Annotated in this window: 12 protein-coding genes; 6 read left to right on the forward strand and 6 right to left on the reverse strand. The window is 67.9% G+C overall.

The window, feature by feature from the left end; translation table 11 throughout:
* Positions 1 to 32 precede the first annotated feature (32 nt).
* Positions 33 to 2,807: a collagen binding domain-containing protein gene (locus NP825_RS18195; protein ID WP_257546267.1), complete on the forward strand. Its 2,775-nt coding sequence runs from the start codon at positions 33 to 35 to the stop codon at positions 2,805 to 2,807.
* A 7-nt stretch (positions 2,808 to 2,814) separates the two neighbouring features.
* Here NP825_RS18195 and NP825_RS18200 read toward each other — a convergent pair whose 3' ends face one another.
* Both NP825_RS18200 and NP825_RS18205 read right to left on the reverse strand, forming a co-directional pair.
* On the reverse strand, positions 2,815 to 3,177 hold the full coding sequence (locus tag NP825_RS18200) for a glycine zipper 2TM domain-containing protein (protein ID WP_374046506.1): 363 nt from the start codon (positions 3,175 to 3,177) through the stop codon (positions 2,815 to 2,817).
* Positions 3,178 to 3,304: 127 nt separating this feature from the next.
* The gene (locus NP825_RS18205) at positions 3,305 to 3,919 is read right to left on the reverse strand and encodes a glutathione S-transferase family protein (protein ID WP_257546269.1); all 615 of its coding nucleotides are present in this window, start codon (positions 3,917 to 3,919) and stop codon (positions 3,305 to 3,307) included.
* Positions 3,920 to 4,028: 109 nt separating this feature from the next.
* Between NP825_RS18205 and NP825_RS18210 the strand changes: the two genes are divergently transcribed.
* The 4 genes from NP825_RS18210 (at position 4,029) to NP825_RS18225 (ending at position 8,644) form a co-directional block, all read left to right on the forward strand.
* A complete protein-coding gene (locus tag NP825_RS18210; protein ID WP_257546271.1) occupies positions 4,029 to 4,724 on the forward strand; it encodes a YafY family protein in 696 nt (231 codons plus the stop codon).
* A gap of 111 nt (positions 4,725 to 4,835) precedes the next feature.
* Positions 4,836 to 6,356: an NAD(P)/FAD-dependent oxidoreductase gene (locus NP825_RS18215; protein WP_257551535.1), complete on the forward strand. Its 1,521-nt coding sequence runs from the start codon at positions 4,836 to 4,838 to the stop codon at positions 6,354 to 6,356.
* Positions 6,357 to 6,359: 3 nt separating this feature from the next.
* Positions 6,360 to 6,815, forward strand: a complete 456-nt coding sequence (locus NP825_RS18220) for a GtrA family protein (RefSeq protein ID WP_257546273.1) — start codon at positions 6,360 to 6,362, stop codon at positions 6,813 to 6,815.
* Positions 6,812 to 8,644, forward strand: coding sequence for a hypothetical protein (locus NP825_RS18225; protein WP_257546275.1), 1,833 nt, complete (start codon positions 6,812 to 6,814; stop codon positions 8,642 to 8,644). The genes NP825_RS18220 and NP825_RS18225 overlap by 4 nt, the downstream gene beginning before the upstream one ends.
* Here the strand turns inward: NP825_RS18225 and msrB are convergent, their stop codons facing one another.
* From msrB to NP825_RS18245, 4 genes are all read right to left on the reverse strand, one after another.
* On the reverse strand, positions 8,645 to 9,133 hold the full coding sequence (gene msrB / locus NP825_RS18230) for a peptide-methionine (R)-S-oxide reductase MsrB (RefSeq protein ID WP_257546277.1): 489 nt from the start codon (positions 9,131 to 9,133) through the stop codon (positions 8,645 to 8,647).
* Positions 9,134 to 9,203: 70 nt separating this feature from the next.
* The gene (locus NP825_RS18235) at positions 9,204 to 10,460 is read right to left on the reverse strand and encodes a cytochrome P450 (protein WP_257546279.1); all 1,257 of its coding nucleotides are present in this window, start codon (positions 10,458 to 10,460) and stop codon (positions 9,204 to 9,206) included.
* A 248-nt stretch (positions 10,461 to 10,708) separates the two neighbouring features.
* Positions 10,709 to 11,941 carry an ABC transporter permease gene (locus NP825_RS18240; RefSeq protein ID WP_257546281.1) on the reverse strand — a complete coding sequence of 411 codons (1,233 nt, stop codon included), beginning with the start codon at positions 11,939 to 11,941 and terminating at the stop codon, positions 10,709 to 10,711.
* On the reverse strand, positions 11,938 to 12,888 hold the full coding sequence (locus NP825_RS18245; protein WP_257546283.1) for an ABC transporter ATP-binding protein: 951 nt from the start codon (positions 12,886 to 12,888) through the stop codon (positions 11,938 to 11,940). The genes NP825_RS18240 and NP825_RS18245 overlap by 4 nt, the downstream gene beginning before the upstream one ends.
* Positions 12,889 to 12,956: 68 nt before the next feature.
* On the opposite strand from NP825_RS18245, the gene queG reads away from it, so the two are divergent.
* Entirely contained in the window at positions 12,957 to 14,021 is a 1,065-nt protein-coding gene (gene queG / locus NP825_RS18250; RefSeq protein WP_257546286.1) for a tRNA epoxyqueuosine(34) reductase QueG, read from the forward strand.
* Positions 14,022 to 14,030: the final 9 nt, after the last annotated feature.

Genomic DNA, 14,030 nt, shown 5'->3' on the forward strand with positions numbered 1-14,030 from the left:
GCAGGGATTCGCGCGAAGACCGCGGGCGGGCGATGCTCCGCGCGGCGCTCCTGCGATGGCTTCCGGTGCTTGCCGCCGGGTTGACGCTGGTCGGGCTTGCCCCGGCCGGTGCGGCGGCTTTTGAAGAAAAGCCCGTCTCCGTCACCGCCGACGATTGGCGGCCGAACGAGGACGACCGCTGGCTGTTCGACCTGCGCTCGGGCCAGTATCGGCTCGGCGACGGGGTGCGCGGGTATCAGACGCCGCAGGGGATTTGCGTCGACCTGGGCGATATGGTGCTCGCGCTCGACCTCGCGGTGCGCGTCGACAGGAAGTTGCGCCGCGCAACCGGCTGGGTGTTCGACGAGCGCCGCACCTTGCTTATCGACCGCGAGGTGGGGCAGGTGCGCGTCGGCAGCCAGAGCTACACGATCGGCGCGACCGCGATCCGCGACACGTCGGCGGGCTGGTGCGTCGATCTGGACCGGCTCAACCAATGGCTCGGCGTGCCGATCACCGCCGACCTGTCAAACGCGGTGCTGCGGATCGACGCCAAGGAAAAGCTGCCCTTTCAGCTCGCGGCCGAGCGGCGTGCGCGCGCGGCGGGGCTGCGTCCGCAAGCGTCGTTCGACCTTGCGAGCCTGCCGCAGGCGACGCGACCCTATCAGGCGTGGGCGACGCCGTCGGTCGACGTCGTCGCCTCGGCGGGAGCGGTGTCGGACCGGAAGGGCGGCTCCTATGCGCAGGCGCGCTACGAGATTTTCGCCGCGGGTGAAGCGCTCGGGCAGAGTTTCGACGCGCGGCTGTCGTCGGACGACAAGGGCGTTCCCGACAGTTTGCGGATGCGCCTCTATCGCACCGATCCCGAGGGGCGGCTGCTCGGCCCGCTGCACGCGACGCATTATGCGGTCGGCGACGTCAGTCTGCTGTCGACGGGACTGGTCGCGCAGAGCGCGCCCGGGCGCGGCGCAGTGATCACCAACCGTCCGGTCGAGCGCCCCGACAGCTTCGACAAGACGAGCTTTCGCGGCGACCTCCCTGCCGGGTGGGATGCCGAACTCTATCGCAACGGGCAATTGCTCGCCTTCACGAGTCCGAACGGCGACGGCCGCTACGAGTTCCTCGACGTCCCGCTGCAATATGGCGCGAACCGCTTCGAGATCGTGCTATACGGGCCGCAAGGCCAGATCAGGCGCGAAATCAGGCAGTTGCAGGTCGGGATCGACTCGATTCCGCCGCAGCAGACCTGGTACTGGGCGGGCGTCGCGCAGGAAGATACCGACCTGATCGAATTCGCCCGGCACGGCGGTGCGTTCCGGCGCGGCTGGCGCGGCACCGCCGGGATCGAGCGGGGGCTCGATACGCGCACCTCGATCGCGGCCTATTTTCACAGCCTGATGATCGAGAACATCCGCCGCACTTATGGCGAGGCGGCGGTGCGCCGCTCGATCGGCCCGTCGCTGCTCGAGGTCGCGGGAAGCTACTCCGATGACGGGGGGAAAGCGCTGCGCGCAAGCTGGCTTGCGGCGTTCGGCGAAACCAATGTCCGCGCCGATGCGATGCGCGGTTGGGACGGCTTCGTTTCCGACCGCTTCGTCGGCGGAATTACCGGGCTTTATTCGCTCTCGGTCGATCAGGCGGTCAAGCTCGGGCGGACGGTGGTGCCGCTGCATGTCGACCTCGCGCAAATCGACCGTGCCTCTGGCGCGTCGAACCTGCAGGCATCGGGCCGCACGTCACTGAGCTTCCGCGCGCTGACCTTCACCGGACAGATCGACTGGAGTCACACGAAAGCGCCCGGCGGGTCCGACCCACCCGACAATCTGACCGCGACCTTGCTCGCCAACGCCCGGATCGGGCGCGTCCGCCTGCGCGGCGAGGCGCGCTTCGCCTTGTCGGGGCAGGAGGCCGACACGCGGTTTGCCGTCGTCGGCGAATGGGCGGGGAAGGGTGACGCCGAATGGCGCGCCGAGTTCGGCTATGACCAGGGGCTCGCGCGTGGCCGCGCGGGGCTAGGATATACGCGCCGTTTCAAGACGTTGCAGCTTAGCGGTTTCGGCGAAGTAGCGACCGATGGCTCGGTCGCGGCGTCGCTGTCGCTCGCCTTCAGCTTCGGGCCGAAGCCCGCGGGCGGCGGCTGGCGTATATCGAGCGAGAAACTCGGCGGGCGCGGCCAGGTGAGCGCCGAAATTTTCATGGACGACAATGGCGACGGCATCCGCCAGCCGGGCGAGGCGGCGCTGAAGGGTGTGCCGCTGACTGCCGGCAACGCGCTGGTCGAAACATCGACCGACGCGAGCGGTCGGGCGACGATCGACGGGCTCGAACCCTTTCGCCCGGTGATGATCGGCATCGACGCGGGCAGCCTGCCCGATCCCTATGTCCAGCCCGCGCTGCCCGGCGTCGTCGTCACGCCGCGTCCCGGGGTCGCGACGCGCGTCCTGCTGCCGATGACCGCGGCGGGCGAGATCGAGGGGGTGATGATCCGCGCCGGCGGCAATCCGATCGAAGGGCTCGCGCTCGAACTCGTCGATGCCGAGGGGCGCGTGCGCGCGACGACGCTGACCGAGTTCGACGGCTATTATCTTTTCGAAAGCGTGGCTTACGGTCGCTACACGGTCCGTCCGGCAAAGGCGTCCGCGACGGCGTTGCGTCTCGATCCCGCGCTGGCGATCGGTGCCGCGCCCGGCAAGGCGGCGCCGCGCGTCAAGCTTGGCACCGTGGCGCTGAGGCCGATCGAGCGGGCGCTGGCGGCCGGGGCGACGGCGTCCGGCGAAGGCAACAGCGCCCGCGGTCCGCCGGCGGAGGACACCGGCGGGCCGTCGTGACCGCGTCCTAGCAGCGGCCGCCGCGGCCGATTTCGCGCCCGATCAGCGCGCCTGCCGCGCCGCCGATGATCGTCCCCGGCGTGCGGTCGCCGTAGCGGTCGACTTCGCGGCCGAGGAGCGCGCCGGCGGCCCCGCCGACGATCAGCCCGGTCGTCCCGCTGCCGCGGCGGCAATAAGAGCGGTCGCGATAATGGCTGCGCCGATAGTCGCGGCGATAATCCCGCCGATAATCGCGATAGCGATCATGGTCGCGGTCGCGATAGCTGTAATGGCGGTGATGCCGGTCGCGGGCGTCGGCCTCGGCCGGCAGGGCGGCGACGGCGCTGACGCCGATCAGCGCGGTGAGCGCCAGTTTCTTCATCCAGATCATGGTTCGTTCCAACTGTTTCGGTCCCGATGCCATCCTAGGATGCGAAGCTGGCGCCCCGCTGAACCGGCGGCCCGTCTCGCTCGGTTCGACCTTCGCGGTGGGCGTTTCGTCGCGCCGAGCCGCGCGATCAGGCGGCGAGGCGCTGCACGCCCGACGCCGTGTCGAGCGCCTGGCCGCGCCGGATCGCCGGCCGTTCGTTGCAGCGCGCGATATAGGCGTCGATCGCATCGCTCTCGGGAAAGACGCTGCGGCCGAAGGCGAGCGCGCTGGCGACGAGAAAATCGGCGGCCGAATAGGCATCGCCGAGCAGATAGGGACCGCGGGTGAGCGCGGTTTCGACGCGGTGCAGCACGGCGTCATAGGCACGCCGCTTGAGCGGCGAGGCGTCGAGTTCGCCCGCGAATCCCGCGAACATCGCGGGTTCGAGCTCGGCCGCATACCAGGCGAGCCAGGTCAGATAGGCGCCGCGGCGGGCATCGCCGGGCTGCGGTGCGAGACCCTTTTCGGCGAAACCGTCGCAGAGATAGAGGACAATCGCGACCGATTCGGCGAGAAGCTGGCCGTCATGCTCGATCGCCGGAACCCGCTTGTCGGGATGCGGATTGGCGGGATCGCCCTTACCCTCTCCGGTCATCGGGCGGAAGATCGACACCGGATGGATCGCATAGGGCTCGCCGAGTTCTTCGAGCAGGCCGATGATGCGCGTCGAGCGGCTTTGCGGCGCGTGATAGAGAGTGATCATCGAAAATCTCCTTTGAAGATGGCGGCCGGGCTTGCCGTCCGCCGCGCAGCATCTGTAGGACAGGTCTACTGACAGCATATTGTCAGCAGGAAATGGGGAGGTCCGAATCGTGCGGCGAGCCGACCGGCTGTTCCAGATCATCCAGTTGCTGCGCCGCTCGTCGCGCCCGGTCACCGCGCGCGAAATGGCGGGAGAGCTCGAGGTGTCGGTGCGCACCGTCTATCGCGACGTCGCCGACCTGATCGGTCAGCGCGTGCCGATCCAGGGCGAGGCCGGGTTCGGCTATGTTCTCGGCGCGGGATATGACATGCCGCCGCTGATGCTGACCGCCGACGAGATCGAGGCGGCGGTGCTCGGCGCGCAATGGGTCGCGGGGCGCGGCGATCCGGCGCTCGCCAACGCCGCGCGCGACCTGATCGCCAAGATTGCCGCCGCGATACCCGACGAGCTGCGCCCGATTCTGGCCGAACCGACGACGGGCACCGGTCGGCCGCACGCTCAGCTCGCCGACGGCATCGACATCGCCCGCACGCGGCGGTGGATCCGCGAAGGGCGCAAGATCCGGCTTGCCTATCGCGACGAAAGCGGGGCGGCGAGCGAGCGGGTGATCTGGCCGATCGTCATCGGCTATTTCAACGACCGGCGGACGCTGGCCGCCTGGTGCGAGCTGCGCGGCGATTTCCGGCATTTCCGCGCCGATCGCGTCGCCGCCGCAACTTTCCTCGACGATCGCCACGGCGAACGGCCCGCGGCGCTGCGCCAGCGCTGGATGCGGACGATCCGCCGAAAGGCCGGCGACATCTGAATTTCCGGGCTGCCGGGGCGACTTCTCCTTCGGATTAACCACTTCTTAGCCATGTTTGGGCACAGCGATGGAACTTGCCTGTGGGGGACTATTCCAGTGACCAATGCCCAAATGTCGAACAACCGGCCGACGAGCGCCGACGTTGCCATTGTCGGTGCCGGCCCGGCGGGGCTGACCGCCGCCTATCTGCTGACCAGGCAGGGGTACAAGGTGACGGTGATCGAAAAAGATCCTGTCTATGTCGGCGGCATCAGCCGCACCGTCGAACATGAGGGCTTCCGCTTCGACATCGGCGGCCACCGCTTTTTCTCGAAAAGCCAGGAAGTCGTCGATCTGTGGAACGAGATATTGCCCGACGATTTCATCCAGCGCCCGCGGATGAGCCGCATTTATTATGAGGGCAAATTCTACTCCTATCCGCTGCGCGCGTTCGAGGCGCTGTGGAACCTCGGCATCATCCGCTCGACCCTGTGCATGGCAAGCTATGCCAAGGCCAAGCTGCTGCCGAACCGCCGGGTACGCAGTTTCGAGGACTGGACGATCAACCAGTTCGGGCGGAAACTCTATTCGATCTTCTTCAAGACCTATACCGAAAAGGTGTGGGGGATGCCGTGCGACGAAATGTCGGCCGACTGGGCGGCGCAACGCATCAAGGGGCTCTCGCTCGGCGCCGCGGTGCTCGACGGGCTGAAGCGCAGCCTCGGGCTCAACAAGGCGCCGAACGACGGCATGGCGACCAAGACCCTGCTCGAAACCTTCCGCTATCCGCGGCTCGGGCCGGGGATGATGTGGGAGGCGGCGCGCGACAAGGTCGTGGCGGGCGGCAACCATGTGCTGATGGGACATGGTTTCAAGCAGCTCACGCAGGATCAGGTCAGCGGCCGCTGGCGGCTGACCGCGAACGGGCCCGACGGCGATGTCGTGATCGACGCCGCGCATGTAATCAGCTCGGCACCGATGCGCGAACTCGCGGCGCGCATCCATCCGCTGCCCGCCTGTGCGCTCACCGCGGCGCCGAAACTCAATTATCGCGACTTCCTGACCGTCGCGCTCAAGATCCGCTCGGAGGATCTGTTTCCCGACAACTGGATCTATATCCACGACAGCAAGGTGCAGGTCGGCCGGGTGCAGAATTTCCGCAGCTGGTCGCCCGAAATGGTGCCCGATCCGGCGATCGCCTGCGTCGGCCTCGAATATTTCTGCTTCGAGGGCGACGGGCTCTGGTCATCGAGCGACGCGGATCTGGTCGCGCTGGCGACGAAGGAAATGGCGATCCTCGGCCTCTGCGATCCGAACGATGTCGTCGGCGGCGCGGTGGTGCGGCAGGAAAAGGCCTATCCGGTCTATGACGACGATTATGCCGCGCATGTCGCGACGATGCGCGGGGAACTCGAAACGCGCTATCCGAGCCTGCACATGGTCGGGCGCAACGGGATGCACCGCTACAACAACCAGGATCATGCGATGATGACCGCGATGCTGACGGTGCGCAACATCGTCGCCGGCCAGCGGATCTATGACATTTGGGGTGTCAACGAGGACGCCGAATATCACGAAAGCGGCAGCGAGGGCGAGCAGGCGGCGCTTGCGTCGGTTCGCGAGGTTCCTACCCGCGTCGCCAAGGCGGCCTGAGCCATGGCCGAGGGCGTCGAAGCGATGCGGAACCCCGTCATCCGCCTGATCGACCTGGTTCGACGCGGCGAAGCGCGCTGGCTGAACTATCTGCTCGCCAGCGGCCTGGCGCTCGGCAGCGATGCCGGGCTGTTCCTGCTGCTGATGGGCGCCGGGCTGACGCCGATGATCGCGTCTGCGATCGGCTATTGCGCCGGCATCCTTGTCCACTGGCTCGTTTCGAGCCGGCTCGTTTTCGCCGACGGCGCGGCGGCGCGCGGCACCGGGGAGCGGCATCGGCAGAAACTGCTGTTCATCGGATCGGCGCTGATCGGGCTGGCGCTTACGACCGCGATCGTCGGTGTCGGCACCGCGCTCGGGCTCGATCCGCGGCTGGCGAAGCTGGCGGCGATCGTCGTCAGTTTCCAGGCGACCTATCTGCTGCGCCGCCACATCGTTTTCCGGGCCGCCGTGGCATGACCGACGCGGCGCCGCCCGCATCCAAGGCGGCGGACAAAGGCTTCAGCTCCTGGCTGACGCCGGTCCGGATCGCGCTGATCGTCTGGGCGGCGATGAGTCTGATCGCGATCGTTGCGCGCTGGCATGCGATCGCGACGCTCGAACTCAGCGACACCGACGATGCGATGCGAATGGCGCAGGTCCGCGACCTGCTTGCCGGACAGGGCTGGTGGGATCTCACCCAATATCGCGTCAATCCCGCTGGCGGCGGCGTGCTGATGCACTGGTCGCGCATCGTCGACGCGCCGCTGGCATTCGGAATTCTGCTTTTGAAGCCGCTGCTCGGCCAGCCGCTGGCCGAGCAGGTGGTGATGACCCTGTGGCCGCCGCTGCTCGGCGCGGCGCTCAGTGTCGCGTGCGTGCGCGGCTATCGGCATTTGTCCGACCGCCGGATTGCCTATGTCGTGCCGCTCTATCTCGTCGCGGCCGCTTTCATCGTGATCCAGCTTCGCCCGCTCAGGGTCGATCATCATGGCTGGCAGATTTTCTTCGCGATGCTGATCATGGGACAGGCGCTGCGGCCCGCGAGCGGCCGCGCGGGAGTGATCGCCGGGTTGAGCGCCGCGGCGCTGCTCGCCATCTCGATCGAGGGGTTGCCCATCGCCGCGCTCTTCGCGGCGCTCGCCGCGCTGCGCTGGGCGCTGCATGCGCGCGCCGACGATCGGGCGCGGCTCGCCGGCTATATGGGCGGGCTCGCGGGGGGGGCGGCTTTCTTCCAGTTTCTGACGCGCGGCCCCGCCGGGCTCGCGGGCCATTGGTGCGATTCGTTGTCGGCGCCCTATATCGCCGCCTTTGCGGTTGCCGCCGCCGCGATTTTCGCGATCGGCCGGGCCGCTCCGGCGCGGCGCTCGATCCGCTTCGCCGCGCTCGGCGGCGCGGCGGCGCTCGCCGCCGGAACGCTGGTGGCGGTCGAGCCGCTGTGCGCCGCGGGGCCGTTCGCGACGCTCGACCCGATCGTCGTCCAATATTGGTATCGCAACGTTCTCGAAGGCCAGCCGGTGTGGGCCTCGTCGGCGACCACCATGCTGCTCGTCATCGCCCCGTCGCTCGTCGGCCTGGTCGGGTCATGGCTTGCGTGGCGGTCCTGCGAGCGCGCCGACGACCGGCGGAACTGGGCGACCGTCATCGCCGCGCTGTTCGCCGCAGCGGCGCTGTCGCTGCTTGTGCTGCGCGCCGCGGGCACCGCGCAACTGTTCGCGCTGCCAGGCTCTGCCTGGCTGGGGCTGCGCATCTGGACGCGCGCGCGGTCGATCACCGCCCCGGTGCCGCGCGTTGCCGTGTCGGCGGCGGCGGCGCTGACGCTGCCGCTGCTGGGCGGCATAGCGGTCGTGGCGATCGCCGGCCTCGCCTTTCCGGCGGTCAAGGCCGACCGGAAAGAGATCCAGAAAAGCGTCGCGGAGCGGACCTGCATCGATCCCGCGACCGTCGCTGCGCTCGACCGCCTGCCCGCGACGGTGCTGCTGACCCCGATCGATCTCGGCGCGCCTTTGATCTTCTGGACGCATCATTCGGTGGTGGCGACGCCGCATCACCGCAACCGCGAGGCGATGGCGGATACGCTGCGCATATTCATCGGCGATCCGGCAAAGGCCGAGGCGCTGGTGCGCAAGCAGAAGGCGACGCTGATCGTCTATTGCCCAGGCGCCGACGATTTTTCGCAATATCGCCGCGTGAGCAAGGCGTCGCTCGCGGCGCGCCTCTATGCCGGAACGCCGCCCGGCTGGCTCGAACGCGTGGCCTTGCCCGGCGACAGCGGCCTTGCGGTGTGGCGGGTCAGGCCGGTGGATTGATCAGGCGGGGGTGAAGCGCAGCGCGGCGCCGTTCATGCAATAGCGTTTGCCGGTCGGTTTCGGCCCGTCGTCGAAGACATGACCGAGGTGCCCGCCGCAGCGGCGGCAATGGACTTCGGTGCGCGCCACGCCGATCTCATGGTCGGTCGAGGTCGCCACCGCACCTTTCAGCGGCGCCCAGAAACTCGGCCAACCGGTGCCGCTCTCGAACTTGGTCTTGCTCGAATAGAGCGGCAGCGCGCAGCCGGCGCAGGCGAAAATCCCGGCGCGATGCTCGTTGTTGAGCGGGTTGGTGAAAGCGCGCTCGGTCGCCGCCTGGCGCAGCACCTTATATTGCATCGCGGTCAGCCGCTTTTGCCATTCGGCGTCGGACAATCGCCAGCCGGGTTCGGCGAGCGGGCGCTTGCCGGGCTTGGCGAACAGCATCGGCGCGGCGATCATCGCGCCGCCGAGTGCGAGACCGGAAAGAAGATAGCGGCGTTCGATCATGTCGGGCGTCCTCATGCCCTCTTGTTCGCACCGAATCTGCGCCCGGTTACGGTCCCAAGTCAATATCGCGTCAATATTGCTCCAGCTCGACCTGCATGTGGCGATAGCCGTGGACGAAACAGGCGTTGACGCGCTCGGGCTCGGCCAGCACGTTCACGCGCAGGCGCCGCTTCTGCATTTCGGAGATCAGCGTCGTGAGCTGCAGCTCGGCGACGCGCGCGCCGACGCAACGGTGGATGCCATAGCCGAAGGCGAGGTGGCGGCGAGCATTCTCGCGGTCGACGATGATCCGGTCGCCATCGGGGAAAATCTCCTCGTCGCGGTTTGCCGACGCATACCAGAGGGCGAGCTTGTCGCGCTTCCTGATCTGGTGGCCGAACAGTTCGGTATCCTCGAGCGCGGTGCGCCGCATGTGCGCGAGAGGGGTCTGCCAGCGGATGATCTCGTGCATCGCGTTGACCGCGAGGTCGGGATCGTGGTTCGCCTCCAGCTTCGCGCGCTCCTCGGGGAAGCAGTGGAGGCCATAGGCATAGGCCGACATCGAATTGCGCGTCGTGTCGTTGCCGCCGACGATGAGCAGGATGAGATTCCCCATGAACTCATTCTCGCTCATATGCTTCATCGCGTCGGACTGGAGCATGATCGAAATCAGGTCATGGGTGCCGGGGTTCTGCGCCTTGCGATCCCACAATTGCTTGAAGGCGCCGCCCATCTCGAACGCGGTGGCGAGGCGGGCGTGGCGCTCCTCGACGGTGTTGAAGCTTTCGATGTCGCCGAGCGCGTCGGACCAGCGGGTCAGATTGTGGCGGTCCTCCCACGGAAAATCGAAGAGGATCGCGAGCATGTCGGTGGTCAGCTCGATCGACACTTTCTCGACCCAGTCGAAGGGCTTGCCGACCGGCAGCGTGTCGATCAGCGCCGCGGTGCGCGCTTGCGTGTCGGCGCGCATCCGCTCGATCTCGGACGGGCCGAAGGCGGGGGCGACGGTGCGGCGCTGCGCGGTATGCTGCGGCGGGTCCATCGCGATGAACATCGGCATCGGCACATCGCCTTCCTGCAGATGCTCGATCCCGTCGCCGGCGACGGTGATCCCGCCATATTCCCAGCTCGACGAGAATATCTTGGGCAGCGCCTCGATATGCTGGATCGGCTTGTAGGTCGTCACCGACCAATAGGGGCCGAATTTCGAATCCTCGCAATAATGGATCGGCGATTCGGCGCGGAGCTGCCGCATCGGTTCCTGCCAGCGATCCTCGCGCCACAATTCGGCGCGGCTGACGTCGAGGGGATCGGCGATGTCGGGGTCTTGGCGAATCACGGTAGCCATGGGAGCACTCCTCTCGGGGCCGTCTCGTGCGGCCGATTCCGTTGCAGAATGCCACTATTTACAGCTTTGTCAATGCGGGGCCTCGTCGGCTTTGGAGTGAAGACGACATCCCCCATCTTCGTCACCCCGGACTTGATCCGGAATCCATTCTCTCGGCGCTGCGTGAATGGACCCCGGATCAAGTCCGGGGTGACGATGCTGCTTATGTCCGCAATCGGTTGCTAGCCGCCTTCGCCGATCCCAGATGCTCAGGCCCGCTTCCGCTTCCAGAATTTCCAGCCGCTGCCGCCGCTCAGCACGCCTGCGCGAAAGAGGCGAACCGACAGATAGACCACCAGCGCGACCCAGATCGCTTGCCAGCCGAGCGCGAGCAGGTGGATGCCGTGGCCTTCGTCGGTCGCGGCCCGCGCCGCCATCGCGAAGGGCGAGGAGAAGGGGAATATCTGCGCGAAGGTCGCGAGGCGCGAGCCCGGCGCGCTCGCTGCGGCGGCCGACAGGCTGAACATGCCGACCTGAAAGATGGTGATCGGCAGGCTGAGCATCTGAATCTCGCGCACCGTCCCCGCCTGCGCTCCGACGCCGAGGAACACCGCGCCCAAAAGCAGGAAGGCCATGACGAAATAGGCAAAGCCGACCCCGATGAAGAACGGCCAGCCGCTCGCCGGGGCGACCGCGAGTGCGGCGGCGGGCTTGCCCGCGGCGGCGATGGCGGCGGGATCGAGCAGGGTCGCCGCGACGAAACCGCCGACGAGCGCAACGACGAGCCAGAAGGCGATGAACAGGATCGCGACGCCGAGAAAACCGAGCAGCTTGCCGAGGAACACGCTTTCGAGCGGCACCGCGGCGGCGAGAATCTCGATCACCTTGTTGCCTTTCTCCTCGGCGAGCGAACTCACCGTCTGGCCGGCGAGCAGCAGGGTGACGAGGAAGATGATGAACACCGCGCCGAATCCCAGCGACTGCTGCGCCGCGATGCTTGTCCCGCCGCGAGTGAGCGCCTCGAAATGCGGCGTGATCGGCGGTGGCGCGCCGGCGGCGCGGCCACGCACCGCGTCGCCCGCGATCAGTGCGAGATAGCGGCCGGCGCTGCTTCCCGCCTCGCGCTCGACGATATGCGGCGCGGTCAGCGGGCCGCTCATTACCGCATAAGTGTCGCTGCCTTTCTCGCGCGCCACCGCGACGGGATCGAGCGCCGCGCTCGCGAGACGGACTTCGAGCGTCGCCGGTTCGCGCGGCATCGCGGCGCGCAGATTCTTGTCGGCGGCGCGCAGCGCCTCGACGTCGGCGGCATCGGCGATGACGACGATGCGGCCCGCGCCGCGCGCGCTGTCGGCGAGCTGCGAGGCCCCCATGCCCCCCGCCAGCGCCATGCCGACCATGAACAAAGGCGCGAGCAGGAAGAGCAGGAAGGTCGGCGTCGCGACGATCGCCAGAAAGTCGCGGCGCGCGATGACGAGCAGATTGCGAAGGAAAGGAGTCATGCCGCGTCCTCCTCGATCGCGCCTTCTTCGGGGTCGCCGTCGAAACTGGCGTCGACCTGGCGGACGATGTGGACGAAAGCGTCGTGCAGCGCCGGACGCGCGATCGACAGGCCCGCGACGCCGTGGCCGCCGGCGGTGATGCGCGCGAGCAAAGGCTCGACCGCGCTGTCCTCGATCGCGAAATGCCAGGCTTCGCCGCGGCGTTCGGCGCCGGCGGGAAGCAGCGCGGCGACCGTGTCGCTGCCGTCGCGCGGGGTATAGCGCACCTGCATCGGCAGCAGCGCGCGCGCGTCGTCGACCGTTCCCTCGAAGCGGCGGGCCGAACGCGCGATGATCGCCAGCCGGTCGCAGAGGCGCTCGGCATGGGCCATGACATGGGTCGAAAAGAGGATCGTCGCGCCGCGCCCCTGTTCGCGCCGGACGAGCGTTTCGAGCCGCTCCTGATTGACCGGGTCGAGCCCCGAAAAAGGCTCGTCGAGAACGATCAGGTCGGGTGCATGAACGATCGATCCGATGAGCTGAACCATCTGCGCCATGCCCTTCGACATCTTGCGGATTTTCTCGTCGATCACGCGCTCGAGCCCGAGTTCGGTCATGAAGGTCGCGGCGCGCCGCCGCCCTTCGGACCAGTCGAGCCCGCGCAGCGCGCCCATGAAGGCGATCGCCTCGCGCGCCTTCATCCCGGGATAAAGCCCGCGCTCCTCGGGAAGATAGCCGATGCGGTGGCGCACCGCCTGCGGCCGGTGGCCGCCGAGCAGCCGGCTCGTTCCCTCGTCGGGATCGACGATACCCAGCATCATGCGCAGGCTGGTCGTCTTGCCCGCGCCATTGGGGCCGAGCACGCCGTAAATGCATCCCGCGGGAACTTGCAGCGACACATGGTCGACTGCCTTGAAGCTGTCGAAATATTTGGTGAGGCCGGTCGCCTCGACGCTATACTCGGTCAAATGCTGGTCCCTGACATGCGGTTTCACCGGACTATGGCACGAAGGCGACGGTCGCGTATAGAGCGCCAATGGTTGCCGAAGCCTTGCCCCCCCTTGACGACACGCTGGAGGAGCGATTGGAAGCCGTGGCGCGCGAGCATGGCTTTGCGGCGTTCGGGATCGCGCGCGCCGACGCCGCCCCTGAAACCGCGGCGCGGCTGAACCAGTGGCTTACTGAGGGGTGCCACGGCGACATGATCTGGATGGAAAGTCGCGCCGCGCAGCGCGGGTCGCCGCAGGGGTTGTGGCCCGAGGTCCGCTCGGTGATCGCGCTCGGCATGAGCTATGCGCCCGCGCAGGATCCGCTAGCGCTGGCGGGCGTCCCCGATCGCGGCCGCATTTCGGTCTATGCGCAGGGCGCCGATTATCATGACGTCGTCAAGCGGTCGCTGAAGGCGGTCGCGCGCTGGCTCGTCGCCGAGGCGCCGGGGGCCGAGGTCAAGGTGTTCGTCGACACCGCGCCGGTGATGGAAAAGCCGCTCGCCGCCGCCGCCGGGCTCGGCTGGCAGGGCAAGCACAGCAATATGGTCAGCCGCGAACATGGCAGCTGGCTGTTCCTGGGGGCAATCTACACGACGCTCGACCTCGTGCCGTCGGCCGGTGCGCGCGATCGTTGCGGCAGTTGCACCGCGTGCCAGGACGCCTGCCCGACGCAGGCCTTTCCCGCGCCCTACCGCGTCGATGCGCGGCGCTGCATCTCCTATCTCACCATCGAGCATGACGGACCGATCCCGGTCGAGCTGCGCCGCGCGATCGGCAATCGCATCTATGGCTGCGACGATTGCCTTGCGGTCTGCCCGTGGAACAAGTTCGCCGATACCGCCGCGCGCCACCGCGCCTTCCTGCCGCGCGCCGAACTGGCGGCGCCGTCGCTCGCCGACCTGCTCGCGCTCGACGATGCGGGCTTTCGTCAGGTGTTTGCAGGGTCGCCGATCAAGCGCATCGGCCGCAACCGCATGGTGCGCAACGCGGCGATCGCGGCGGGAAACAGCGGCGATAGGACGTTTGCCCGGCGGCTGGAAGAACTGACCGGCGACGAATCGCCGATGGTCGCCGACGCGGCGGCATGGGCGCTCGCCGAACTGACGCCATGACGCAGTCCC

The sequence above is a fragment of the Sphingopyxis sp. DBS4 genome, assembly GCF_024628865.1.
Classification (GTDB): Bacteria; Pseudomonadota; Alphaproteobacteria; order Sphingomonadales; family Sphingomonadaceae; genus Sphingopyxis.

What these genes read in the sequence shown, in the direction of transcription:
- NP825_RS18195 (WP_257546267.1), top strand. Translation starts at nt 33, where the DNA reads ATGCTCCGCGCGGCGCTCCTGCGATGGCTTCCGGTGCTTGCCGCCGGG.
- NP825_RS18200 (WP_374046506.1), bottom strand. Translation starts at nt 3,177, where the DNA reads ATGATCTGGATGAAGAAACTGGCGCTCACCGCGCTGATCGGCGTCAGC.
- NP825_RS18205 (WP_257546269.1), bottom strand. Translation starts at nt 3,919, where the DNA reads ATGATCACTCTCTATCACGCGCCGCAAAGCCGCTCGACGCGCATCATC.
- NP825_RS18215 (WP_257551535.1), top strand. Translation starts at nt 4,836, where the DNA reads ATGTCGAACAACCGGCCGACGAGCGCCGACGTTGCCATTGTCGGTGCC.
- NP825_RS18220 (WP_257546273.1), top strand. Translation starts at nt 6,360, where the DNA reads ATGGCCGAGGGCGTCGAAGCGATGCGGAACCCCGTCATCCGCCTGATC.
- NP825_RS18225 (WP_257546275.1), top strand. Translation starts at nt 6,812, where the DNA reads ATGACCGACGCGGCGCCGCCCGCATCCAAGGCGGCGGACAAAGGCTTC.
- msrB (WP_257546277.1), bottom strand. Translation starts at nt 9,133, where the DNA reads ATGATCGAACGCCGCTATCTTCTTTCCGGTCTCGCACTCGGCGGCGCG.
- NP825_RS18235 (WP_257546279.1), bottom strand. Translation starts at nt 10,460, where the DNA reads ATGGCTACCGTGATTCGCCAAGACCCCGACATCGCCGATCCCCTCGAC.
- NP825_RS18240 (WP_257546281.1), bottom strand. Translation starts at nt 11,941, where the DNA reads ATGACTCCTTTCCTTCGCAATCTGCTCGTCATCGCGCGCCGCGACTTT.
- queG (WP_257546286.1), top strand. Translation starts at nt 12,957, where the DNA reads ATGGTTGCCGAAGCCTTGCCCCCCCTTGACGACACGCTGGAGGAGCGA.